The sequence below is a fragment of the Stenotrophomonas sp. 116085_Sma genome, from assembly GCF_056479585.1.
This window is the reverse complement of the sequence record NZ_CM151057.1, coordinates 576,727-598,093: the sequence shown is the minus strand read 5'-3', so window position 1 is coordinate 598,093 and position 21,367 is coordinate 576,727. Positions and strand designations below refer to the sequence as shown.

Here is a 21,367-nt window from a genome sequence, read left to right as displayed (position 1 = left end):
AAGTCCATGTCCAAGCTGCGCCGTCCCACCCTGGCACTGGCCATCGTTGCCAGCCTGTCCCTGGCTGCCTGCGACCGTCCGGCCGATCCGGCCGGTGGCACCGCCAAGCCCGCCGAGGCTGCCCCCGCTGCGGCCAAGCCGATGCTGGGCAGCTTCGGCTTCGATGCCAGCGGCATGGACCGCAGCATCGCGGCCGGCGATGACTTCTTCGGCTTCGCCAACGGCACCTGGGTGAAGAACACCGAGATTCCGGCCGACCGTTCGCGCTTCGGCAGCTTCAACGTCATTGCCGAGAAGACCCTTGCCGACACCCGCGCCATCCTCGAAGGCGCCGCCGGCAATGCACAGGCCAGCGGTGACGACAAGCTGATCGGCGACTACTACGCCGCCTACATGGATGAAGCCGGCATCGAGCAACATGGCATCGCCCCGGTGCAGCCGCAGCTGAAGGCCATCGATGCGATCGCCGACAAGGCCGGCCTGGCCCGCACCCTCGGCGGCGACATGCGCGCCGACGTCGACCTGCTCAACGCCACCAACTTCTACACCGACCGCCTGTTCGGCCTGTGGGTGTCGGTGGACATGCTGCAGCCGGACCGCAACGCTCCCTACCTGGTGCAGGGTGGCCTTGGCATGCCCGACCGCGACTTCTACCTCGGTGACGGCCGCATGGCCGAGCTGCGCAAGCAGTACCAGGCCTACATCGCGCAGATGCTGCAGCTGGCCGGCGTCGCCGACCCGGCCGGCAAGGCGCAGCGCATCCTCGCGCTGGAAACGAAGATCGCGCAGGCGCACGTCACCCAGGAAGAAACCAACGACGTGACCAAGGGTGCCAACCCGTGGACCCAGGCCGATTTCAACGCCAAGGCACCGGGCATGGACTGGAACGCCTTCCTTGATGCGGCCGCGCTGGGCGACCAGCAGGACTTCATCGTGTGGCAGCCCAAGGCCGTGGCCGGCCTGTCCAAGCTGGTCGCCACAGAGCCGCTGGACGTCTGGAAGGACTACCTGGCCTTCCACGCACTGGACCGTGCCGCCGCCTACCTGCCGAAGAAGTTCGCCGATGCCCGCTTCGCCTTCCACGGCACCGCGCTGAGCGGCACGCCGCAGCAGAGCGACCGCTGGAAGCGCGCGGTGGACGATGCCAACCATGCCGTCGGCGAAGCCATCGGCAAGCGCTACGTCGAGAAGCACTTCGACGCGAAGACCAAGGAGCGCGCGGACGAGATGGCGAAGAACATCATCGCCGCCTTCGCCAAGCGCATCGATGCACTGTCGTGGATGTCGCCGCAGACCAAGGCGCATGCCAAGGCCAAGGTGGCCGGCCTGACCGTGGGCATGGGCTACCCGGAGAAGTGGCGCGACTACACCGGCCTGGAGATCCGCCGCGATGACGCGCTGGGCAATGCGCAGCGCGCCGAGCTGTTCGAGTACCAGCGCAACATCGCCAAGCTGGGCAAGCCGGTCGACCACAGCGAGTGGGCGATGCTGCCGCAGACCATCAATGCGATGAACGTGCCGCTGGAAAACCGCCTGGTGTTCCCGGCGGCGATCCTGCAGCCGCCGTTCTTCGACGGTGCCGCCGACGACGCGGTGAATTACGGTGCGATCGGCGCGGTGATCGGCCATGAGATCAGCCACGGCTTCGACAACGCCGGTGCGCTGTTCGATGAAACCGGCAAGCTGCACAACTGGTGGACCGCCGAGGACCTGAAGCAGTTCAACGCTGCTGGCGATGCGCTGGCCGCGCAGTTCAGCAGCTACGCGCCGTTCCCGGGCGTGCATGTGAACGGCAAGCTGACCCTGGGCGAGAACATCGCCGACGTGGCCGGCCTGGGCACCGCCTACGACGCCTACCAGCTGTCGCTGCAGGGCAAGCCGGGGCAGACCCTGGAAGGCTTCACCCCGGACCAGCGCTTCTTCCTCGGCTTCGCCCAGGCCTGGCGCAGCAAGAGCCGCGAGCAGGCGCTGCGCAATTCGCTGCTGACCGATGTGCATGCACCAGGCCAGTTCCGCGCACTGACCGTGCGCAATATCGACGCCTGGTACCCGGCGTTCGAAGTGAAGGAAGGCCAGAAGCTGTACCTGGCCCCGGACAAGCGGGTCAAGGTGTGGTGATGTAACGGGAACGGGCGCCGCAAGGCGCCCGTTTCATTTTCTGGTGGGTGCCGACCTTGGTTGGCATCTATCCACGCCATCCACCCATGGGGCGCATCTACCGCGGAATCCGCTCTGGTAGATGCCAACCTTGGTTGGCGCTTCTGCGGCACCGCGTTAAACGCGTGCCAACCAAGGTTGGCATCTACCAAAACCAGGGTGTCGGCACCGCGCGAAATGCGTGCCGCCCCAGGTCGGCACCTACCCGGGCCACTCGCGCAGGACGTCCACCGGCACGCCCATGCGCGCGCAGGCGCGGCTGGCCAGGCCATCGGGCAGCGCGCGGCGGAACAGCGGTGCCATGCCCTGCATCAGCTTCGCAGACGCCAGTGCCTGAGCACGCTGGCGACCATTGCGTTTCAGCATGCCCTCGGCCCAGTCCGGCAGCAGCGCCGCACCGGCGCCAAGGAATACTTCACGCGACAACCCTGGCACCGGAACCGGCAGGCGCACGCCGGACAACACCCCCAGCACTTCGCGCGAGCGCTCGTCCACACGCAACTCCGGTTGCCGTGCACAGAAGTACGCCGCCACCTCGGCTTCACTGCGCGGCACATCCACCGCGCCCAGCGCCTCGGCCACCCGGCGGTACTCGTCGTAGTAGCGATCGGCGATGTGCGCCGGCACCTCGCGCCCGTAGCGGCGGAAGCCCTGCAGGAAACCAAACGCCTCGGTCACATGCACCCAGGTCAGCAGCTGCGGATCATCGGCGGCATAGGGCTCGCCCTGCGCGGTCTGGCCGCGGATCCGCGCATGGATGCGACGCACCTTGGCCACCAGCGCTTCCACCTCACCGCTGGGCGCGTAGCTGGTGCCTGCAACGAACGCTGTGGTGCGCCGCAGGCGACCCACCAGGTCCTGGCGGAAATTGGAGTAGTCGTAGACCCCGGCCAGCGCGCGCGGGTGCAAGGTCTGCAACATCAGCGCACACAAGCCGCCGGCCAGCATCGAGGGGAATTCGGCATGCAACCGCCAAGTGACGCTGTCCGGGCCGAACCAGCCCGGGTCGCCCAGCGGATGGTCGTAATCGATGCCGCTCTGGCCGCGCGGGAAAGCCTCCAGCACCCAGCGCCGGATCGGCGCGGTGACGGGGCGGGAAAGTCGCTGCAGCAGAGCCGGCATCACAGGTCCAGGAAAGGCGGGAGTACGGCCGCGCGTTGCGCGGTCGGCCCCGATTCTGGGCGATCACGACGCCGGCGGCGAGTCTCCGCGCTCAGCCACGGTTTCATGTGCGGCCGCAGCACATTTCACCCTGCGACATCCTGTCGCAGGCTGCGGCCGCGATGCTGCAGCGCAGCAACATTCACCCATTCAGACAGAACCCTTACGCCGCTAGGCATTGCGCCCATTGCACGGCTCGCTGGAAGTGCTAGAACTGAACCCGCCACACCGTCCAATGCTGATCGACGCACGTTCCACAAGGAGCCAGCCATGATTGCTTTGTTCAAGGGTTTGGGACTACTGCTTCGCGACAACGAGCTCTACAGCAGCCCGTTCGAAAAACAGGTCGCGCACTGGCGCAGCCTCAGCGAGCAGCAGATCCGCGATGAAGTGGCTGTGCTGGCCCAGGCCAAGTGCCAGTGGCTGATCGCCTCGATCGTCGGCTGGCAGGCGGCCTCGCTGCTGATCCTCGGCCTGATCACCAACTACCTGTGGCGCGATGACTACCACATCACCTTCACCCGGGTGGTCGTGGTATTCGGTTCATGGATCTCGATCCTGTTCGTGATCTGGTTCATGGCCAACATGTTCGACCGCACTGCCGGTTTCGAACGCTGGATGAAGGCGTTCAACAGCCGCGCCCGCATCAGCTCCAAGGCCGACAGTGTCGAGCACGTGGCCGAGGCACTGGACCTGGCCGAGCATTACCCGGAAGTGCTCGACTACAAGCAGGCGGTCACCGCCAAGCGCGAACTGCGCCACGAGGACATCCGCATCATGACCGAGATCGGGCGCATGAAGCAGCACTCCGAGCTGGTCGGCCGCCTCAACCACGTGGGCGAGAACGAGCACCACCACGACCTGACACTGCAGCCTGCCTACTGACCCTTGGGGAAAGCGGGGGGACCCACAATGCCACCGTGCGCGATCACGGTGGCATTGTTCTTTCAGCAGCCTGCGTGGATCACATCCCGCGGAACAGGCTCATGAACGGTTGGCTGACCACCAATGTTTCCGTGCGGCCTCGCAGCCGCAGCACGCCACGCCCGGTATCGTCGCGGCTGACCGCCGCCACCGCCTTCATGTTGACGATGGTCGAACGATGGATCTGGCGGAAGTGCTGCGGGTCGAGCACTTCCAGCAGCTCGCGCAACGGTGTGCGCAACAGGCTCTCACCTGCGGCCGTCACCACGGTGGTGTACTTGTTGTCGGCGCGGAAGTAGGCCACGTCCTCCAGCATGATCAACTGCGTCTCGCGGCCGTTGCTGGCGGTGATCCAGGCCAGCGGCGGGCGTTCGGCAGCACCCTGGGATGGACCCAGCCGCTGCAGCAGGCGTTCAAGCACGGCGTCATCCTGGCGCGTCGATGGCAGCCGCGACAGGATGCGCTCACGCGTGGCCAGCAGGCGTTCGTCACTGACCGGCTTCAGCAGGTAATCCATCGCGCCCTGCTCGAACGCGTCGATGGCGTACTGGTCGTAGGCGGTGACAAACACCACCTGGGTGCGCGGGCTCAGCTCGAACAGCGAACGCGCAACTTCGATGCCACTGATGCCGGGCATGCGGATATCGAGGAAGGCAATATCCGGCTGCTTCTCGGCCAGCTGCTCCAGCGCACTGGCACCGTCCTCGCACTCGGCCACCAGCTTCAGCTCCGGCCACAACCGGCGCAGCTGTTCCACCAGTGACTGCCGCAGCAGTTCCTCGTCTTCGGCAATGAGGGCTTCAAGCGGCATGGCTGCGCTCCTTGTGTGTCTGCGGCAGGGTCATGGTTGCGGCCACGCCGCTGGGGAAGTTGGCAACGATCGCCACGCCGGCCTGCTCGCCGCAGGTCAGTCGCAGGCGCTCGCGCAGGTTCTTCAGGCCGATGCCGGTGCCACTGGTGCCCTGGCCGAAGCCGAGGCCATCGTCGGCCACGGTCACCGTTACGTGGTCATCGAAGCCACGCGCCAGGATCCAGATCGTGCCGCCGCCGGGCTTGGGTTCCAGGCCGTGCTTGATCGCGTTCTCCACCAGCGTCTGCAGCGCCATCGCCGGCAGGTGCACGCCATGCAGCTCATTCGGCACCTGCACTTCCACCGCCAGCCGCGCGCCCATGCGGATGCGCAGGATCTCCAGGTAGGCGCGCGTACGCTCCAGCTCCACGCCCAGCGTCGACACCGACTCATCCACCTGCGGCAGCGAGCTGCGCAGGTACTGGATCAGGTGGCCAAGCATCTGTTCGGCGCGCGCCGGATCGGTGCGGGTCAGCACCTGCGCGTTGGCCAGCGTGTTGTAGAGGAAATGCGGTTCCACCTGCGCATGCAGCAGGTTCAAGCGCGCGACCGACAGTTCCTTTTCCACCTGGGTCTGTTCGGCAGCGGCCTGCTCATCGCGGCGCTGGTCGGCCACGCGGCGGCTGATCGCGCGGGTGACCGCTTCGGCGTTCTCGAAGTTGCTGCCCTCGTCCAGCGCGAGCAGATCGGCCCACCAGCCAGCGTCCGGTTCGAACAACAGCGTGACAGTGCTGGTGCCCTGCCCCGGCGTGACCGTGGCCAGCACGCTGTTGCGCTTGATCGCCAGCCGCGCCGGCAGGTTCCAGCGCGAGGGCTGGCGGCCATTCCAGAGATCGACCCGGCGCACGTAGGCGCGTACCTGCAGGCTGCCGGCCGAGCTTTCCACATCCTCCACGCGCGGAAGTTCGGCAATCGCCGCTTCCACCACGGCGTAGGCCTGGCCGGCATCCATCGGCAGTTCCACCTGGCGGCGCTGGCGGCCCGAGAGCGTGGTCGAATCCAGCCGGCCGGCCACCAGCCAGACACGCCGCACATGGGTGATCGCGCTGCCCAGCGCAGAAATCATCAGGAACATCGCCAGCAGGCCGAACACCCAGCCCGGGCCATCGTTCATGCCGCTGAAGATGCCGCTCCAGACCATGCCGGCGACAACCAGCGCGGCGGCCCAGGCCAGCAGGTGGCGGATCAGGAGAGAGAGGCTGGCGAACACGGCGGCGCCTTGGAGGAAGGGGGGTGAGCCGAGCATAGGGCGGCCCGCCGGGCAAACAAGCGGGCTGCGACGAAGGGCCGGAAAGCGGGGATGGAAGCCTTCCGTGCAACGCCGGGCATGGCCCGGCGCTACCGGGGATGGCGGGGCAGCGCGCCCCGCTTTCCCTTATCTGCGCTGGTCGGCGCTGGCGTCACGCACGGCGCGGAACGATTCGTCCTTGCTCCAGTTCGGCCAGCTGCGCGAGTTGGCCAGCTGGTTGCCCAGCGTGTACAGCACTTCCAGGTCGCGGGCGGCACCGGCGAACACCCAGTCCGGCTGCCATTCGTCGCCCTGCTGGTGGTAACGCTTGGCGGTGTAGTCCTCGGAGGCCTTCTTGCCTGCGGCCACGCCACCGTCCACCCAGTCCTGGCCGGCCGACCACGACAGTGCCGGCACGCCACGCTTGGCGAACGGGAAGTGATCGGAGCGGAAGAACAGGCCCGCTTCCGGCTTCGGGTCCGGGGTGTAGCGGATGTCCCAGCCCTTGGCCACGTCCTTCAGCTGGTCCAGCAGCTCGAAGCGCGCCGCACCGTAGATGCCGAAGTCACGCGACGGGCCGAACGGCGCCATGCCGTCCATGTTGATCACCGCCACGGTCTTTTCCAGCGGATACAGCGGGTGCGTGGCGTAATACTCCGAACCGAGCAGGCCCTTCTCCTCGGCGGTGACCGCGAGGAACAGGACCGAGCGCTCGGGGCGCTTGGCCTTGGCGAAACCACGGGCAAGCTCGATCAGCGAAGCGGTACCGCTGGCATTGTCCAGTGCGCCGTTGAAGATGCGGTCGCCACGCGCATCCGGCTCACCCACGCCGATGTGGTCCCAGTGCGCGCTGTAGATGATGGTCTCGTCCGGATGGCGGGTGCCTTCCAGGCGCGCGGCCACGTTGTGCGAGGTGATCACTTCGGTCTTCACCGCATACTTCGCGTCCAGGCTGGCGCCGGTCAGCGGCACCGGGGTGAAGTCGCGCTGCTGCGCCTTCTTCTTCAGCGCCTCGAAATCCTGCCCGGCCGAGCGGAACAGCTCCACCGCCAGGTCGCGCTGGATCCAGCCTTCCAGCAGCGGGTGGCTTTCCGCCGGGTTGTCGCGCACCACATCGAACATGGTGTTGGTGTTGGAGCCGGCCACGGTGGCCCAGCCATACGACGCCGGTGCGGTCTCGTGCACGATCAGCACGCCCAGCGCACCCTGGCGGGCACCTTCCTCGTACTTGTAGGTCCAGCGGCCGTAGTAGGTCATGCCCTTGCCGTCGAAATCACCCTGGCCGGTTTCGAAGTCCGGGTCGTTGATCAGCACCACGGCGATCTTGCCCTTCAGGTCCACGCCTTTGAAGTCGTCCCAGTTGCGCTCCGGCGCCTTCACGCCGTAGCCGAGGAACACCAGTGGCGCCTTGCTGATGTCGACGTTGCTGGCGCCGTTCATGGCGGCGCGCACGGCGATCTGCTTGCCCTGCTCCAGCGGGACGGTCTTGCCGCCCTGGTGCAGCGCCAGCTGCGGTGCGCCGACGATGTCGCCCTTGCGCAGCGGCACGGCCTGGATCCACAGGCGCTTGCCGTCCTTGAGGTCACCGCCCGGCTGCAGGCCGGCATCGGCGAACTGCTTGCTGAGGAAGGCGATGGTCTTTTCTTCGCCGGCGGTGGCCGGGGAGCGGCCTTCGTAGGCGTCGGAGGCCAGTTCCTTGACGTCGGCGGAGATTCGCGCGCCGTCGAATTTCGGGGTGGCCGCCATCAGTGCGCTCGACACTGACAGGGCCAGCAGGCCCAGTGCTACTCGTTTCATTGCTCTCTCCAGCAGGGAAATCCCTCTGGAGTGTAATGGGATTCGGCAGGGCTGCGCCCTGCACCCGCCGATGCCAGGGCAGCAGCCAAAGCCAAAGCAACAGCGGCATCCCGTGGGATGGCGGGGTGGGTCCGATTGCGGGGGACGCCGTAAACCCATCCATGGGGGCTTGGCCGCGGCATCCATGCCGCAGACACCCCCGCAACCGGACCCACCCCGCCTTCGACAGATTTCTGCTGCTGTTGGTGGGTGTCGACCTTGGTCGACACGGACGGAAACACGAAGGGGTCAGATCCTTTTCCCGGCGGGAAAGGGCTCTGACCCCATCTGTGTGTTGTTTGAGCCTGTTACCAGTTCGGGTCTTCGGCCGGGGCTGCAGCAGGCTTGGGCTTCGGCTTGGCAGCCGGGCGTGCGGCGGCGGGAGCAGCCGAGGCGGTCGCGCCTGCGGCGGCCGTTGCCGGCTTGCTGCCCAGCTTCTGGCGCAGTTCGATCTGGCCCGGGCGGAAGCCGCCGCGCATCGCGTCTACGCCGTCTTCGATGGTACCGTAGGACGTCTGTGCGGCCACGCGGTCGATGCGGATGGTGCAGCACGGGTGTTCGCTGCGGCCCAGCGAGCGACCGGTCTGCGGGTCCTTCAGTTCTTCGCCCAGGCGAACGGCCTGCCAGCGCTGGCCCGCCTGCAGCGTTTCGCCGCCCTGGCTCAGCACCACCTGGTCGCCGTCCACCGAGACCACCGACACCGGGAACAGCGTGGTGACGATGGTGGTGCCGATCTGGCCGGACAGCGACTCCATCATCGCCGCCGCCATGTTGCGACCGTTGACCACGCGCGGCAGGGTGCTCGGACCGGTCGAGGCCAGCTGGTGGTCGAAGCTGTCGGACATCACCACCTGGCCGGTGGTGGCGTTGATCAGGCGCAGGGTGATGCGGCCGCCACCGGAATACGAGGTCACCTGGCGGTCGGACATGCGCAGGTTGCGCACGCTGCGCGGGTACTCGAAGCGTTCGATGGTCGGGATCAGGATCAGGTCGGTCGCCAGCTGCTGGCCCACGCGCGCGGTGTCCTGCAGACGCACGTTGCCGCTGTTGATGTGGTCGATCTCGGCCTGCAGTTCGTCGCCGAACTCGCGGTCCAGCACGATGAAGCGCTGGGTCTGGGTCAGCGTGTCGGACAGGCGCGCACGGATCGCGTCGGCCACTTCATCGGCATCCACGCGGCCATCGCCCACGGCGTAGCTGCCGGCCTTCGTGCGCGGCAGGGCGACCACGATCTTCGGCTTGCCCTGCTCGTCCGGTGCGCGGTACTGGGCGATCTGCGCGCGCACGCGCACCTTCCAGTAGCTGCGCATGCTGCGATGGGTCACGTCGGAATCGAACGAACTGGCGCCACGCTTGGCATCGACGTTGACCTTCTCGTCGTAGCTTTCCCTGACGCTGGCTGAGGCCGAACCGCTCTTGGCCGAGGCTTCGCCGGACGCATTGGCCGACGCCGAGCCCTTGAAGCTCCAGCCTTCATCGCTGGCGCGCACGCGGGCGATGGTTTCCTCGTCCAGCTGCCGCACTTCATCCTGCGACAGGATTTCATAGCCCAGCACCGCGCCCTGCGAGCCGGCGATCATCTGCTGGGTGAACGCGTCGGCGCGGATATCGCCGACGTGTTCGCCATCCACATCCACATGCAGGCCTGCACGCAGGCTCTGCATCTGGCTGGCCACGCGTACGCCGTTGACCTGCGCCACGGCCGACTGCAGCGCTGCCAGCACCGCCAGTTCCGGGGTGCTGCCGATGCCGTCGGCTTCACGCGCGACCTGGGTGGTGCCGCCGAAATCCGGCGTGCCACGCAGGGGCGCTGCTTCCACTGGCGCATTGCTGGCCAGCGCACTGGTTGCCTTGTCCTTGGCGGGTGCAGGCGCGGCGGCCGGGGTGTCCTGCTTGCCGCAGGCTGCAAGCAGCGCGGCGGCCAGGCCCAGGCCGATCAAACGGGTTGTCGTACGCATGGAGATTAGCCTCGGATCAGATCGAATCGAGCATCGAATCGGCGTTGGACGGCACCTTCACCTTGCTCTTCTTTGCAAAGGTCACGGCCGACTTGGTCGAACCGTACAGGCCCTGGATGAAGCCCGGCGATTCCTTGGCCACCCATGCACCGGCGGCCAGCTTGCGGCCGACGGTGGCCATCTGGGTCGCGCCCAGGTTCTTCATGCCGGCGGTGAAGTTGCTGGCTTCGCCACCCAGCTTCTGCGCTTCGGCAGCCGACGCCAGCAGCGAGACCAGGCCTTCGGCGTAGTGCTGCTTGGATTCAGCGTTCAGTTCCGGCTGTGCGGCCTGGCGCTCGTTGATCGCGGCCTGCGCAGCTTCGCTGACCGACACCGACTTCTTCATCGCATCGACGCTGACCGAACCCGACGACAGCGCCTGGCGCTCGGCTTCCAGCAGCTGCACCTGCTCGGCCAGGCCGAAGGCGCGGGCGAACGAGGTCTGGGCCTGCAGCGAGTGCGACTGCGAGCTGACGAAACGGCGCACCAGCGCTTCCTGCGCGGCTTCGTCCGGAGCGGCGGCGCTGGAGGCGCTGCTGCTGGAGGTACCGGTGGCGGCACCGGCCAGGTCCTTCAGCTTGCCCAGGCCAGCGTGGGCCGGCATCGACAGAGTGGCGGCAGCGATGGCCACGACAAGAGCGGTATTGCGGATCATGGGATTTCCTTTATGAGAAAGACGGCCGCAGCGCGGCACGCGAGATCGGGGATGGCAGCGAGTCAGTGCCGAGCAAGCTCGGCACCCACCAGAGCCGGTAGCGCCGGGCCATGCCCGGCGAGCGCAGCGGTAACGTCAGCGGACTGCCTTGACGTTCAGTTCGTTGATCATCTGCTGGGCGGCCTTCTCGGCGGCCAGCTGCAGGGCGTTGGTGCGGGCGACGGTTTCATTCGGGCCGGTGCCGGAGAACTGCACCGGGCCCACCGACGACACGGTGCGCGGGAAGCGACCGGTCACGTCCAGCACCTTGCCGGTGACGGTGACGAACACGCGGGTATTGCCGCTGGCCGGATCGCGGTCGCGCATGCCGACGTCGAGGGTACCGACGGCGATGTACGGGATGTTGGCCGCACGGATGCCGTTGGCGGTGTCACGCAGGGTGGCGGCAGACAGGTCGTTGCCGGTGCTGAAATCCTTGCGGATGCGCTCGATGCTCAGCAGGCCGCGCGATTCGCCTTCCACGTACTCGGCTTCAACCACTTCGTAGCCGGCGGCGCTGAAGGCACCGGTCATCGCAGTGTTGACCTCGGCCGCGTTGGCCACCTTCCAGCTGATGTTGTCGCTGCGCTGGGTGGTGCTGCCGCCGCTGGTGACCGACACCGAGCCGTTCTGGTTGATGCTGCCGTTGGTGCTGACCGAGTTGCCGCGGAAGCTGTCGCCTTCACGGGTGTTCTCGCTGTAGCTGCTGCTGGCATCGACGCGGCGGTATTCCTTGTCCTGGAACGACTGCACGGTGTCCTGCGAGCGTGCCATGAACAGGAAGGTCAGCAACGAGCGCTGCGCGGCGGTGGCACCGGCCACGGCCGAACCGGCATCCAGCTTGGTCTGCAGCAGCGTGGTGTTGATCTCGGCGCGGACGGTGACGGTGTAGGTCTTGGCCTTCTTGTCTTCGGTGTCCGACAGCGGCACGGCGCTGAGCACATAGCGGTCGATCTCACCGATGAACTCGGCGCGGCGGGCTTCGAACAGGCGCAGCTTGGCTGCACCGGTTTCAGCGATGTACGCCTCCAGTGCATTGACCTTGGCCTTGTTCAGGGCCTGGGCGCGGGTATCGGCGCTCAGGCGCAGGCCATAGCTGGCCGAACCGGTACCACGCGAACTGGCGGTCTGTGCGGCGACCGGCGAGGCCACCACCAGGGCGATGAGGATGAGCAGGATGGTACGCATCAACGACATGACTTGATCAACTCCTGGAGGGCTTGGGTCTGCTGCTGCAACGGGCGGCCGCCCGGCTTCTGTTCGTCCAGCCATGCACGCGAATCTGCGCGCTTGGCGGCGGCGCCGGCGAAGGCGTCGAAGCCGGCCAGCAGGGTTTCGTAGCTGGCCGACCACTGGTCGACCTGCCACTGCGTGACCGGTACCACCTTGGTGGCCCCCTTGCGCAGCGGCTGTTCGAAGTAGACCTTGCCGGAGAACGGCTCGGTCACCTTCGCGGTGAAGAAGGCGCCGAACAGCATCGTCTTCATCGCCGGGGTTTCTTCAATCACGCCGTTCTTCAGCGCATCGACCTGCACGCTGATGACGTAGTCCGGCTCGGGAATCTTCAGCTGGTAGACCTTGCCGTCGGCAAAGCGCGCGGCCATCGCACCACCGATCGCCTGGCCCGAGGCCGGCGGCAGCAGGCCGACGCCGGTATTGGACGACAGCGTCTTGGACAGTTCATGGGCCAGCGTTGCACGCAGCGGGCCTTCCCACTCCGGGTCCGGCAGCTTGCCGCGTGCCGCATCGGACAGCGTCACGCCGCCTACCTGCAGGCGGCGCACCGCCGCGTCGGGCAGGCGGGCCTGGGTGAGGCTGGTGGCCAGGACCTGGGACAGGCTGGTGCCAGCATTGCCGTACAGCAGATCGGCGACGATCGCGTCGATATCGTCGTTGTCCGGACGGTAATCCTGCACGTCGATGCGCTGCAGGGTCAGCGGATAGGACGCGATCACCTGGCGCTCGCGGAAATCGAAGAACAGCGCCTGCAGGGCCACTTCCACCAGGACCTTGTACTGGTTGCCGATCGGCTCGACCGAAACCAGCTCGCGGTCCAGCGCGGCGGCCAGCACAGTCGCGCTGGTGGTGCCGTCGAGCATCGCCACCGGCTGGTCGATCAGTTCCAGGTTCGCCGGCGGCCGGCGCTTGAGCGCCTGCGCCAGGGTCTGGTTCAGCGGAATCAGGCCGCGCTTTTCCAGCACAGCATGCGCATGCGGCGTGGTCGCCTGCACGGCAGCGGCATCAGCGGTATAGGCAAAACCGGCCCAGTAGGCCTGCTGCGATTTGTCTGCAGCCTGCGCGGCGATCGGCCATACGGCCAGGCACAGGGCACAGGCAAGCAGGCGCGCAAAAGCGCGCGATGCGCTCTTCGTCCTTGAATACATCCAACCGCTCCTCGGTCAATACGCACGGAACGTGGACGCTCATGCGCCCACTGGGCGCGAAACATAGCCGCTCACGCGTCTGCCGACAAGTGCTGCGTTCGTCGCAGTCACTCCTGGGGCGGCAGTCCGGCCCGTTGCCGCAGCAGGCTCCGCTCCGCCTGGTTCTGGCTGAGCCTGGCGGCCTCGGCAAAAGCGTGACGTGCGTCGAGGTCACGCCCCAGCGCCTGTAGTACCTCCCCGCGGACTACCTGCAAAGGGGCGTAGTCGCGCAGGCGTGCATCAACCAGCAACGGCTGCAGTTGTGCCCACGCAGCGAACGCGCCCTCGCTGCGCAGCACCGCCACGACCCGGTTCAAGGCGACAACCGGCGAAGGCATCACCTGCAGCAACTGGGTATAGAGCGAAGCGATACGTGGCCAGTCGGTGGCGTCAGCCCGACGCGCAGCCGCATGGCAGGCGGCAATGCGCGCTTGCAGCACGTAGGGATCGTCGTCGCCACCGGCCGCCAGCGCGCGCGCCAGCACCTGCTGCCCGCGCTCGATCTGCAACCAGTCCCAACGGGCTCGGTTCTGCTGGTCCAGCAGCACCGGCGCGCCCTGCGCGTCGGTCCGTGCCGCAGCGCGCGATGCCTGCAGTTCCATCAGCGCCAGCAGGCCCAGAACCGGCGGTACCGGCAGCCGATGGGCCAGGATGCGCGCCAGCCGCAGCGCTTCCTCGCACAACGCCGGTCGCATCCAGTCATCGCCGGCGCTGGCCGCATAGCCTTCATTGAAGACCAGGTAGATCGCCTCCAGCACTGAAGCCAGCCGCTCGGGCATCGCTTCCGCGCGCGGCACTTCATAGGGCACCTGCTTCTGCGACAGGGTGCGTTTGGCGCGCACGATACGTTGGGCGATGGTCGGCTCGGGCTGCAGGAAGGCGCGGGCGATCTCGGTCGTGGTCAGGCCACCGAGCAGGCGCAGGGTCAGTGCCACCCGCGCATCGGCAGGCAGCACCGGGTGGCAGGCCACGAACATCAGGCGCAGCAGGTCGTCCCCCAGGTCATCTTCCAGCGCCTGGCTGTCATCCGGCGCCGGCAAGGGGGCCGGATGCAGCTCCTCACCCCATTGCGCATGCTGCTGCGCCACGCGCCGGTGCTGGCGCAGCACATCGATGGCACGGTTGCGCGCAGTGGTCATCAGCCAGGCTCCGGGATTGTCCGGGATGCCCTGCTCCGGCCAGCGCTCCAGCGCGGCCAGCCAGGTGTCCTGGGCCAGCTCCTCGGCACGGCCGACATCGCCCCCGAGCAGCCGCGCCAGGCGCGCGATCAACACCGGCGACTCCATCCGCCAGAGGGTTTCCAGACGCTGCGTCAGTGCGGGATCGGGCATGCGCCGATCACAGCACGCACGCCCGGCCCGCACAAGCGCCGCAACTCACGCTTCCACAATCGGCCTGAAGCCACCCCAGAACATGCGCCTGGTATCGAACGGCATGTCCTTCGGGCCCAGCGACGCCAACCGTGGGTCGGCCATCACCTTCGCGTTGATGCGATCGCGTGCCGCACGCGAGCGGAACACCACGAAGGCGACGATCACTGTTTCACCGGGCTTTGCCTTGACCGCGCGCGGGAACGAGGTGCTCTTGCCCGGTTCCACATCGTCAGCCACGCATTCCATGTACTGCAGCGCGCCATGGTCCTTCCACACCGCGCCAGCCTTGCGGGCAAGGCGGCGGTAAGCCGCCACCTTGTCCTGCGGGCACGGCAGCACGTAAGCATCCACGTAAGCCATGAGGGTTCTCCCTGCGGCGACCGTCAGCCCGGCTCGCCGTCCATGTGTGCGATTTCCCAGAGATGGCCGTCCAGATCCTGGAAGCCGCGCTGGTACATGAAGCCATAGTCACGCGCCGGCTGCGGTTCGCTGGCACCGGCGGCCAGTGCCTTGTCCACCAACTCGTCAACGGCCCTGCGACTGGGTGCCGAGAGCGCATTGATCACTTCCGTGTGGGTTTGCGCATCGGCAATCGGCTTGTTGGTGAACTGCTGGAAAAAAGGCTGGGTCAGCAGCATCACGTAGATGCTCTCGCTGATGACCATGCCAGCCGCATCGTCATTGGTGTAGATGGGATTGAAGCTGTATCCCAACGCGGTGAAGAACGCCTTCGACTTCTCCAGGTCCTGCACTGGCAGGTTGACGAAGATCATCTGCGGTTGCGGTGTACTCATCGGTGAAGCTCCTTGTGGATGAAGAAAAGAGGGATCAGGGCTGTTTCATGCAGTTGACCATCCACGGCTTGCCGTAGCGATCGATCAACATGCCCCAGCGGTTCGCCCAGAACGTTTCGGCGATCGGCATCTGCACCTGGCCGCCTTCGGCCAGCGCGGCGAACACGCGCTCGGCTTCCTCGATGCTGTCGACATCGACATTGATGGTGGTCGAGCCCCCCTCGCCACCGCCGGGGCCATCGGCGGCCATCAGGATGGCGTTGCCGATCTCCAGCTGGCTGTGCGCGACGTGGTCGAGGGTTTCCGGCGGCATCTCGTTGCAGCCCGGCGAGCCATCGGAGGGCGGCATGTCGCGGTACTTCATTTCCGACGTGACCTGGCCACCGAGTGCCTTGGCGTAGAACGCCATCGCATCGTGGGCCTGGCCGCTGAAGCCGAGGAAGGGAATCAGTTTCATGGCACTACTCCGTTGAGGGTTTCAGGGCGGCATCGGCGGGCCATGCCCGGCGGGGAAATGGATCGGATCAACCTTCCAGCTGTGCACGCAGACGCTGTTCCTGCTGCTGTAAGTCGGGGGTGAAGGCTTCACCGAAGTCTTCGGCGGTGATCAGGGGGCGCAGTTCCAGCGTGCCCCCGCTACCGAACGGCGCGCGGCTGGCCCACTCGACGGCCTCCTCCAGCGAGCGCACGTCCCACAGCCAGAATCCGGCGATCTGCTCGCTGGCGGGGCCGAACGGGCCAGCCTCGACCCTGGGTGCGCCGTTGCCGAAATGAATGCGGCGACCGCGCTGGGTGGCGTGCAGGCCTTCCCCGGCCAGCATGATGCCGGCGGCCACGAGTTGTTCGTTGAAGGCGCCCATTTCGGACAGTTCCTGTTCGCTGGGCATGCGGCCGGCTTCGGAGTCGGCGTTGGCCTTCACGATCACCATTACTTTCATTGCAGTCTCCCGTGGGGACGCGTGGTGCGTGCCCTTCACTGGGTACAACGAACCAGGGGGCTGGAAATCGACACGTCCTCTAAAAATTATTTCTTCCGTGGAAAGCGCGCCTTCGGCGGAGGTCGGCGAACGGCGGAGCCCCTCCGTGGTGGGGGTGGGTTGGTCGCTGAAAGCCCGGGTTCATGGGTTTGGCCGGGTGGGGAGGCAGGGCAGGGGGCGCTGCAAGTACGTCCATGTAAGCTCGGTCGCCGCATCCATGCGGCTCACGCCCCTGCCCTGCCTCCCCACCCGACCTTGGACAGTTTCCTGCCTCCGGCACGCACCACGGGAAGATCAAGAAAAAAGGCAGAGGCAAAAGCAACAGCAACGGCGGATGGCTGGCGGCCTCGGCTTTGTGAGCGAAGCGACCCGCTTTTTGCTCTTGCTTGTGATTTCCCGTGGTGGGTCAGCCGCAGAGATCTGTCCAAGGCCGGGTGGGTAGGCGGGGCGGGGGTGTCCCCGGCATGGGCCCGAGGCATGCCTCGGGCGGGTTGGGCACGATGCCCAACCCCGGTCTTGCCGTGTGCGCAGGACAGCGCACACGAGCAAGCCGCCGCCAAGCCCCCAAGGACGGGTTTACGGCGTCCCCCGACCCGCCTACCCACCCGGCCAATCGCCAGAAACCCAGCTTTCAGCGACCAACCCAACCCACCACGGAGGGGCTCCGCCGTTCGCCGATCCCCGCCGAAGGCGCCGCCTCCCGCGCTGCAACATGCCCACGCGCAGACCTGCGCCATCATGGGCACCCGCCCCCGCCAGGACCGTGCCATGCAGCAGTACCTGCTTCTGATCTATATCGAGCCTGCCCTGCTGCAGGCCCTGCCCACCGAAGAATTCAATGCGCTGATGCGCGACTGCCTGGCGCACGCCGACAAACTGCAGGCCGAGGGCACGCTTCTGGCCGCGCAGAAGCTGCAGCCGGTCGACACCGCACAGACCCTGCGCGTGCGCGATGGCCACAGCCGCGTACTGGATGGCCCCTTCGCCGAAACCCGCGAGCTGCTGGCAGGCTTCAACCTGATCGTCGCCCGCGACCGCGACGAAGCCATGCGCATCGCCCGCGATTTCCCGTGGGCACGCTTCGGCAGCATCGAAGTGCGGCCGCTGGAAGACATGGACGCCGAGCGCGAACGCTGCGGCGCCCCGGCTGCCGCTATGGCAGCAGCCGTACCCTGATCTCGCGCGGGCCTACGCCTTCGTTGCCGCTGTAGTCGCGCACGCTGGCGCGCACGATGTACTCGCCCGGCGGCAGCGCCGCCGGCTGCCAGCGCCCGGTTTCCATCAGGCCGTCACGCACGGTGTTGGTGGCCAGGTAACGGAAACGGGTCACCGCACTGCCGTGCACGGTGATGCCGCTGTCGGGGGCATAGGCCACCCGCACCGCTTCCTTCTGCGGCGGCATGCGGTTGAACACGATGTTCCAGCGTGGCTGTTCGTAGCCCTGCAGCGCCCGGCCACTGGCATCCAGGATCTGGTAGCCCACCTGGTACATGCCCAGGCGGCGTCGTGGCAGATTGTTGTCGACCTGGTCCCAGGCCTCGATCACGATCTGCACGCCGCGGCCCTGGCGCGCCACCATCACCACGCCATCGCTGCCTGCGGCCATTGGCTGGTCGTTGTCGTCCAGCAGCGCCACATCGGTGATGCGTGGTGCGAAGTGGTCGGCGTAGTTGTGGAAGCCCAGCGCCACCGCATTGGTCTCGAAGCCGCCGGTACCCACCGCCAGGTGCACGTGCGCCTGGTTGTTGATGCTGCCCAGGCGGTCACCCACGTGGATGCGCATGCCACGACGCACGCGCATCCGCTCCAGCTTGCCCTGCTCGTCATACAACGCCTGCCAGCGCGCATCGTAGGGTTCATCGCGCGGGGTGCGGCCCACCCGCATGTGGATGTACTTGAGGCGGTCCACCGCCAGGCCCTCTGCCTGCTCGCCCAGGTTCCAGGCGGCCACCGGGCTGCTGATCTTGCCCTCGGCAATCGCCAGTACGGTCTGGCCCACATCACCGCGCACGTCGAAACCGCCATGCAGGTGGTGGCGGCTCTCGCCGGTGAAGTTGCCGCGCACCTCACCCAACGTACCGACCACTTCATGCCAACCGTCCTGCGGTGCCAGCGGCCAGCGGCCGCCCGTCTCCGGCAACGCCGCATCGGCAGCCGGGCCGACCAGTGCCGGTGCCGGTAGTTCGCCCACCGGCAGCGGGCGCAGGCGATGCAGACGGTAACTGGCGGCGTCGGCCACCAGCACGCTGCCATCGGCATCCATCGCCAGCCCGCTGGGGCGGGCCAGGCGCGGCAGGCGACCATTGCCAACCAGCGCGATCTGGTGGCCCTGCGGCGTCACCTGCACGATGCGGCCATCAAGATCGCCCACGTACAGCACACCGTCGTGCGTGGTGGCCAGCGACAGCGGCCCATTGATCACGCCACCGGCGGCGACCACGGTGCTGACCGTGCCGTCGGCGCCTACGCGGCGCACCGCGTTGTTGAACAGGTCGGCCACCAGCAGCGCGCCCTGCGCATCGAAGGCCAACGCCACCGGCGTATCGAAGCGCGCAGCGGCGCCGGTGCCATCGGCCATTCCCGGGCGCTCGCCACCGGCCAGGGTGCGCACCGTGCCGTCGGTACCGATCACCCGGATACGGTCGTTGTAGGTATCGGCCACGTAGACCTGGCCCTGCGCGTCCACCGCGATGCCCATCGGTGCATCGAAGCGCGCCTGCGCGGCCGCTCCATCCGCATAGCCCTGTTCACCACCGGCCAGCGTGCTGACCTGGCCATCGGTGCCGATGCGGCGGATCGCATGGTTGCCGGTGTCGGCCACGTACAGGTTGCCCTGCGCATCGGTCGCGATGCCCGAAGGCGTATTGAAGCTGGCCTGCAACGCCGGGCCATCAACGCGTCCCTCGCCCTGCCCCGCTACGGTTTCGACGCGGCCATCGGGCAGGCGACGGCGGATCCGGTTGTTGTCACCGGCATCGGTGAAGTAGATGCTGCCATCGGCACTGCGCAGCAACGCGTACGGATCGGCAAAGCGTGCCTGCGCGGACGCGCCATCGCGGTCGCCCGGGTGGCCATCGCCGGCCAGCGGTTCGATCTGCGCGGTCCACGCCAACGGCGTTGGAACCGGACTCGCCGGTTCAGCCAGCGTATGCAGCGGTGTCTCCCACCAGGTTGCGGCCAATGCCACTACCGTCGCCAACGCTACGCCTGCCGCCATCCATTGCCACCGTGCCATCGTGCTGCGCTGCCTGCTGCTGTCTGAAGAGGCACCGACAATAGACGCTGAACGCACGAATCGCCATGGCCAATCGTGCGGTCAAACGCCAGAGTTCCATCCATCGCGCTTGTTCTCGCCGGCCACAGCAGGTTCAATGCGGTTCCCACGGATGGAGATCCTCCATGCCCCGCACGCTCCCCCTCGCCGCCCTGCTGATCGCCACGCTGGCCAGCACGCCCGTGTCCGCCTCGATCACGGTGGCACCACAGAAGCCGTCAGTCACCAGCGACGCAGTACACATGGCGTATGCCACGCGATGGGATGAGGCGATCCAGCAGTCGCGCGGCGGCAACACGCTGGGCGCGCTGATTGCCATGGAACAGCTGATGGAGGATCCGCTGCTGGACGACTTCGACGCCGAGCGACGGGGCCGCGCCTCGCAGGTGGCCGGCTGGACCGCACTGGTGCAGAAGAAGCCGGCCCAGGCCCGCCGTTATCTGCAGCGGGCGATGGAAGCGTTGCCCGACGATACGCAGATCCTGCTCACCGTGATGTCGGTGGAGCTGTCCGAGAACCAGCCTGCGGCGGCCACCCGCTATCTGGTGCAGGCGCTGAAACATGCCGACGGGCCCGTGCCACTCGATCACCAGACGATCGGCTACCTGCAGTATCGCCTGCACGATCAGCCACGACAGCGCATGGACCTGCTGCAGGCGCTGTTCGACAACGGCTGGAAGAGCGGTGGCTTGGAGCCGGCCGGACTGTGGCTGGCGCTGGCCACGCTGCAGGCCGAGAACGGCCGCGGCGATGCGATCCCGGCCACGCTGGCCCGCATCGACAGCCCGGCCGAGATCATCCAGCTGCGCAGCGACAAGCGCTTCGACCGCTATGTCGACCGTGCCGATCCGCGCTTCGACCCGGTACAGGTCGCGCAGAAGCACCTGGACGACCTGCGGGTGTCCGGCCTGCTTGATCGCAAGCTGGACGCGCGCATGGCCCAGTTCAGCGTCACACTGCTGATGCTGGACCGCAATGAAGAAGTGCTGGCACTGACCGACGGCATGGCCCGTGCGGCCGCCGAAGGTGAATCGCCGTCGGCGGAGGAAGCCGAGTGGGTGGCGTGGCTGCTCAACAGCCGGTTCACCGCGTTGCGCCGGCTGGGCCGCACCGACGATGCCCTGGCGGTGGCGCAACAGGCGGCCCGCATCGGCGCACTCGGCCCGGACGACATCGAGCACCGGCTGAATGTCGGCTTCGTGTTCACTTCGCTGGGACGTATGCAGGATGCCGCGCAGGCCGTGAAGGACCTCCCCGGTCTCGGCGCCTACGGCAAAGCCGCACAAGCCCTGGTGCAGTTCGCTGCCGCCCGCGAGCGCGGCGATGCCCAGGCGGTGGAAGCCGCACGCTCGGTGATCCTCGCCCAGCGCGACGACGCGCGCCTGTTCCATCGCGAGATGCTGCTGGACGAAGACAACCTGGACGGCGCAGCCGCGGTGCTGATCGAACAGCTGCGCTCCCCCACCGACCGTGGCGAGACGCTGGCCAGCCTGCAGGACATGCGCACCTATCCGTCATTGCCGGGCGACGTGAAGATCGATGCGGCCTGGCGTGCGCTCAAGCAACGCGCCGACGTGCAGGCCGAAGTTGCACGCGTCGGCCGGATCGAGCGCTACGAACTGGTCAGTACCTCGACCTCGCGCTGAGCGGCTTTTGTGTAGAGCCGAGCCCATGCTCGG

The 21,367-nt window shown here is 67.2% G+C and carries 18 protein-coding genes; 4 read left to right on the top strand and 14 right to left on the bottom strand.

All coding sequences use genetic code 11. The features are described 5' to 3' along the window. The first annotated feature begins 6 nt into the window (after nucleotides 1–6). The gene (locus tag ACZK0Z_RS02695; protein WP_197620147.1) at nucleotides 7–2,118 is read left to right on the top strand and encodes a M13 family metallopeptidase; all 2,112 of its coding nucleotides are present in this window, start codon (nucleotides 7–9) and stop codon (nucleotides 2,116–2,118) included. Nucleotides 2,119–2,358: 240 nt separating this feature from the next. On the opposite strand, the gene ACZK0Z_RS02690 is transcribed toward ACZK0Z_RS02695, so the two are convergent. After that, a complete protein-coding gene (locus tag ACZK0Z_RS02690) occupies nucleotides 2,359–3,279 on the bottom strand; it encodes an oxygenase MpaB family protein (protein WP_197633012.1) in 921 nt (306 codons plus the stop codon). 309 nt (nucleotides 3,280–3,588) lie between these two features. Here ACZK0Z_RS02690 and ACZK0Z_RS02685 point away from each other — a divergent pair, with 309 nt between their 5' ends. Beyond that, nucleotides 3,589–4,203 carry a hypothetical protein gene (locus tag ACZK0Z_RS02685; protein ID WP_049432369.1) on the top strand — a complete coding sequence of 205 codons (615 nt, stop codon included), beginning with the start codon at nucleotides 3,589–3,591 and terminating at the stop codon, nucleotides 4,201–4,203. 79 nt (nucleotides 4,204–4,282) lie between these two features. Here the strand turns inward: ACZK0Z_RS02685 and ACZK0Z_RS02680 are convergent, their stop codons facing one another. From ACZK0Z_RS02680 to ACZK0Z_RS02625, 12 genes are all read right to left on the bottom strand, one after another. After that, nucleotides 4,283–5,053 carry a LytR/AlgR family response regulator transcription factor gene (locus tag ACZK0Z_RS02680; RefSeq protein ID WP_049432371.1) on the bottom strand — a complete coding sequence of 257 codons (771 nt, stop codon included), beginning with the start codon at nucleotides 5,051–5,053 and terminating at the stop codon, nucleotides 4,283–4,285. Continuing rightward, a complete protein-coding gene (locus ACZK0Z_RS02675; protein WP_005407896.1) occupies nucleotides 5,043–6,302 on the bottom strand; it encodes a sensor histidine kinase in 1,260 nt (419 codons plus the stop codon). The genes ACZK0Z_RS02680 and ACZK0Z_RS02675 overlap by 11 nt, the downstream gene beginning before the upstream one ends. Before the next feature lie 165 nt (nucleotides 6,303–6,467). Then, the gene (locus ACZK0Z_RS02670) at nucleotides 6,468–8,117 is read right to left on the bottom strand and encodes a M28 family peptidase (RefSeq protein WP_197633011.1); all 1,650 of its coding nucleotides are present in this window, start codon (nucleotides 8,115–8,117) and stop codon (nucleotides 6,468–6,470) included. A gap of 347 nt (nucleotides 8,118–8,464) precedes the next feature. Further along, nucleotides 8,465–10,114 carry a CsgG/HfaB family protein gene (locus ACZK0Z_RS02665; RefSeq protein WP_197633010.1) on the bottom strand — a complete coding sequence of 550 codons (1,650 nt, stop codon included), beginning with the start codon at nucleotides 10,112–10,114 and terminating at the stop codon, nucleotides 8,465–8,467. 16 nt (nucleotides 10,115–10,130) lie between these two features. Continuing rightward, nucleotides 10,131–10,808, bottom strand: a complete 678-nt coding sequence (locus ACZK0Z_RS02660; protein ID WP_197633009.1) for a hypothetical protein — start codon at nucleotides 10,806–10,808, stop codon at nucleotides 10,131–10,133. A gap of 135 nt (nucleotides 10,809–10,943) precedes the next feature. Then, the gene (locus ACZK0Z_RS02655) at nucleotides 10,944–12,044 is read right to left on the bottom strand and encodes a hypothetical protein (RefSeq protein WP_005407892.1); all 1,101 of its coding nucleotides are present in this window, start codon (nucleotides 12,042–12,044) and stop codon (nucleotides 10,944–10,946) included. Then, nucleotides 12,035–13,231, bottom strand: coding sequence for a hypothetical protein (locus ACZK0Z_RS02650; protein ID WP_197633008.1), 1,197 nt, complete (start codon nucleotides 13,229–13,231; stop codon nucleotides 12,035–12,037). Before ACZK0Z_RS02650 ends, ACZK0Z_RS02655 begins: the two co-directional genes overlap by 10 nt. A 107-nt stretch (nucleotides 13,232–13,338) precedes the next feature. Beyond that, entirely contained in the window at nucleotides 13,339–14,601 is a 1,263-nt protein-coding gene (locus ACZK0Z_RS02645) for a sigma-70 family RNA polymerase sigma factor (RefSeq protein ID WP_197633007.1), read from the bottom strand. A gap of 45 nt (nucleotides 14,602–14,646) precedes the next feature. Further along, nucleotides 14,647–15,003 (bottom strand): DUF1428 domain-containing protein, encoded by a 357-nt coding sequence (locus ACZK0Z_RS02640; RefSeq protein ID WP_110710915.1) that lies wholly within the window; start codon nucleotides 15,001–15,003, stop codon nucleotides 14,647–14,649. A gap of 23 nt (nucleotides 15,004–15,026) precedes the next feature. Beyond that, entirely contained in the window at nucleotides 15,027–15,437 is a 411-nt protein-coding gene (locus ACZK0Z_RS02635; protein WP_197633006.1) for a VOC family protein, read from the bottom strand. A gap of 34 nt (nucleotides 15,438–15,471) precedes the next feature. Next, entirely contained in the window at nucleotides 15,472–15,894 is a 423-nt protein-coding gene (locus tag ACZK0Z_RS02630; protein WP_197633005.1) for a VOC family protein, read from the bottom strand. A 67-nt stretch (nucleotides 15,895–15,961) separates the two neighbouring features. Further along, the gene (locus ACZK0Z_RS02625; protein ID WP_111111701.1) at nucleotides 15,962–16,375 is read right to left on the bottom strand and encodes a YciI family protein; all 414 of its coding nucleotides are present in this window, start codon (nucleotides 16,373–16,375) and stop codon (nucleotides 15,962–15,964) included. Between the two features lie 807 nt (nucleotides 16,376–17,182). Here ACZK0Z_RS02625 and ACZK0Z_RS02620 point away from each other — a divergent pair. Beyond that, entirely contained in the window at nucleotides 17,183–17,590 is a 408-nt protein-coding gene (locus tag ACZK0Z_RS02620) for a YciI family protein (RefSeq protein ID WP_004153945.1), read from the top strand. Here the strand turns inward: ACZK0Z_RS02620 and ACZK0Z_RS02615 are convergent. Beyond that, a complete protein-coding gene (locus ACZK0Z_RS02615; RefSeq protein ID WP_197633003.1) occupies nucleotides 17,568–19,649 on the bottom strand; it encodes an NHL repeat-containing protein in 2,082 nt (693 codons plus the stop codon). The two genes, ACZK0Z_RS02620 and ACZK0Z_RS02615, sit on opposite strands and share 23 nt — an antisense overlap. Before the next feature lie 164 nt (nucleotides 19,650–19,813). Between ACZK0Z_RS02615 and ACZK0Z_RS02610 the strand changes: the two genes are divergently transcribed. After that, nucleotides 19,814–21,334, top strand: coding sequence for a tetratricopeptide repeat protein (locus tag ACZK0Z_RS02610; protein WP_197633001.1), 1,521 nt, complete (start codon nucleotides 19,814–19,816; stop codon nucleotides 21,332–21,334). The last annotated feature ends 33 nt before the right edge of the window (nucleotides 21,335–21,367 follow it).

What these genes read in the sequence shown, in the direction of transcription:
- ACZK0Z_RS02660 (WP_197633009.1), bottom strand. Translation starts at nt 10,808, where the DNA reads ATGATCCGCAATACCGCTCTTGTCGTGGCCATCGCTGCCGCCACTCTG.
- ACZK0Z_RS02630 (WP_197633005.1), bottom strand. Translation starts at nt 15,894, where the DNA reads ATGAAACTGATTCCCTTCCTCGGCTTCAGCGGCCAGGCCCACGATGCG.
- ACZK0Z_RS02645 (WP_197633007.1), bottom strand. Translation starts at nt 14,601, where the DNA reads ATGCCCGATCCCGCACTGACGCAGCGTCTGGAAACCCTCTGGCGGATG.
- ACZK0Z_RS02610 (WP_197633001.1), top strand. Translation starts at nt 19,814, where the DNA reads ATGCCCCGCACGCTCCCCCTCGCCGCCCTGCTGATCGCCACGCTGGCC.
- ACZK0Z_RS02680 (WP_049432371.1), bottom strand. Translation starts at nt 5,053, where the DNA reads ATGCCGCTTGAAGCCCTCATTGCCGAAGACGAGGAACTGCTGCGGCAG.
- ACZK0Z_RS02650 (WP_197633008.1), bottom strand. Translation starts at nt 13,231, where the DNA reads ATGTATTCAAGGACGAAGAGCGCATCGCGCGCTTTTGCGCGCCTGCTT.
- ACZK0Z_RS02670 (WP_197633011.1), bottom strand. Translation starts at nt 8,117, where the DNA reads ATGAAACGAGTAGCACTGGGCCTGCTGGCCCTGTCAGTGTCGAGCGCA.
- ACZK0Z_RS02615 (WP_197633003.1), bottom strand. Translation starts at nt 19,649, where the DNA reads ATGGCACGGTGGCAATGGATGGCGGCAGGCGTAGCGTTGGCGACGGTA.
- ACZK0Z_RS02655 (WP_005407892.1), bottom strand. Translation starts at nt 12,044, where the DNA reads ATGTCGTTGATGCGTACCATCCTGCTCATCCTCATCGCCCTGGTGGTG.
- ACZK0Z_RS02665 (WP_197633010.1), bottom strand. Translation starts at nt 10,114, where the DNA reads ATGCGTACGACAACCCGTTTGATCGGCCTGGGCCTGGCCGCCGCGCTG.
- ACZK0Z_RS02620 (WP_004153945.1), top strand. Translation starts at nt 17,183, where the DNA reads ATGCAGCAGTACCTGCTTCTGATCTATATCGAGCCTGCCCTGCTGCAG.
- ACZK0Z_RS02695 (WP_197620147.1), top strand. Translation starts at nt 7, where the DNA reads ATGTCCAAGCTGCGCCGTCCCACCCTGGCACTGGCCATCGTTGCCAGC.
- ACZK0Z_RS02635 (WP_197633006.1), bottom strand. Translation starts at nt 15,437, where the DNA reads ATGAGTACACCGCAACCGCAGATGATCTTCGTCAACCTGCCAGTGCAG.
- ACZK0Z_RS02690 (WP_197633012.1), bottom strand. Translation starts at nt 3,279, where the DNA reads ATGCCGGCTCTGCTGCAGCGACTTTCCCGCCCCGTCACCGCGCCGATC.
- ACZK0Z_RS02625 (WP_111111701.1), bottom strand. Translation starts at nt 16,375, where the DNA reads ATGAAAGTAATGGTGATCGTGAAGGCCAACGCCGACTCCGAAGCCGGC.
- ACZK0Z_RS02640 (WP_110710915.1), bottom strand. Translation starts at nt 15,003, where the DNA reads ATGGCTTACGTGGATGCTTACGTGCTGCCGTGCCCGCAGGACAAGGTG.
- ACZK0Z_RS02685 (WP_049432369.1), top strand. Translation starts at nt 3,589, where the DNA reads ATGATTGCTTTGTTCAAGGGTTTGGGACTACTGCTTCGCGACAACGAG.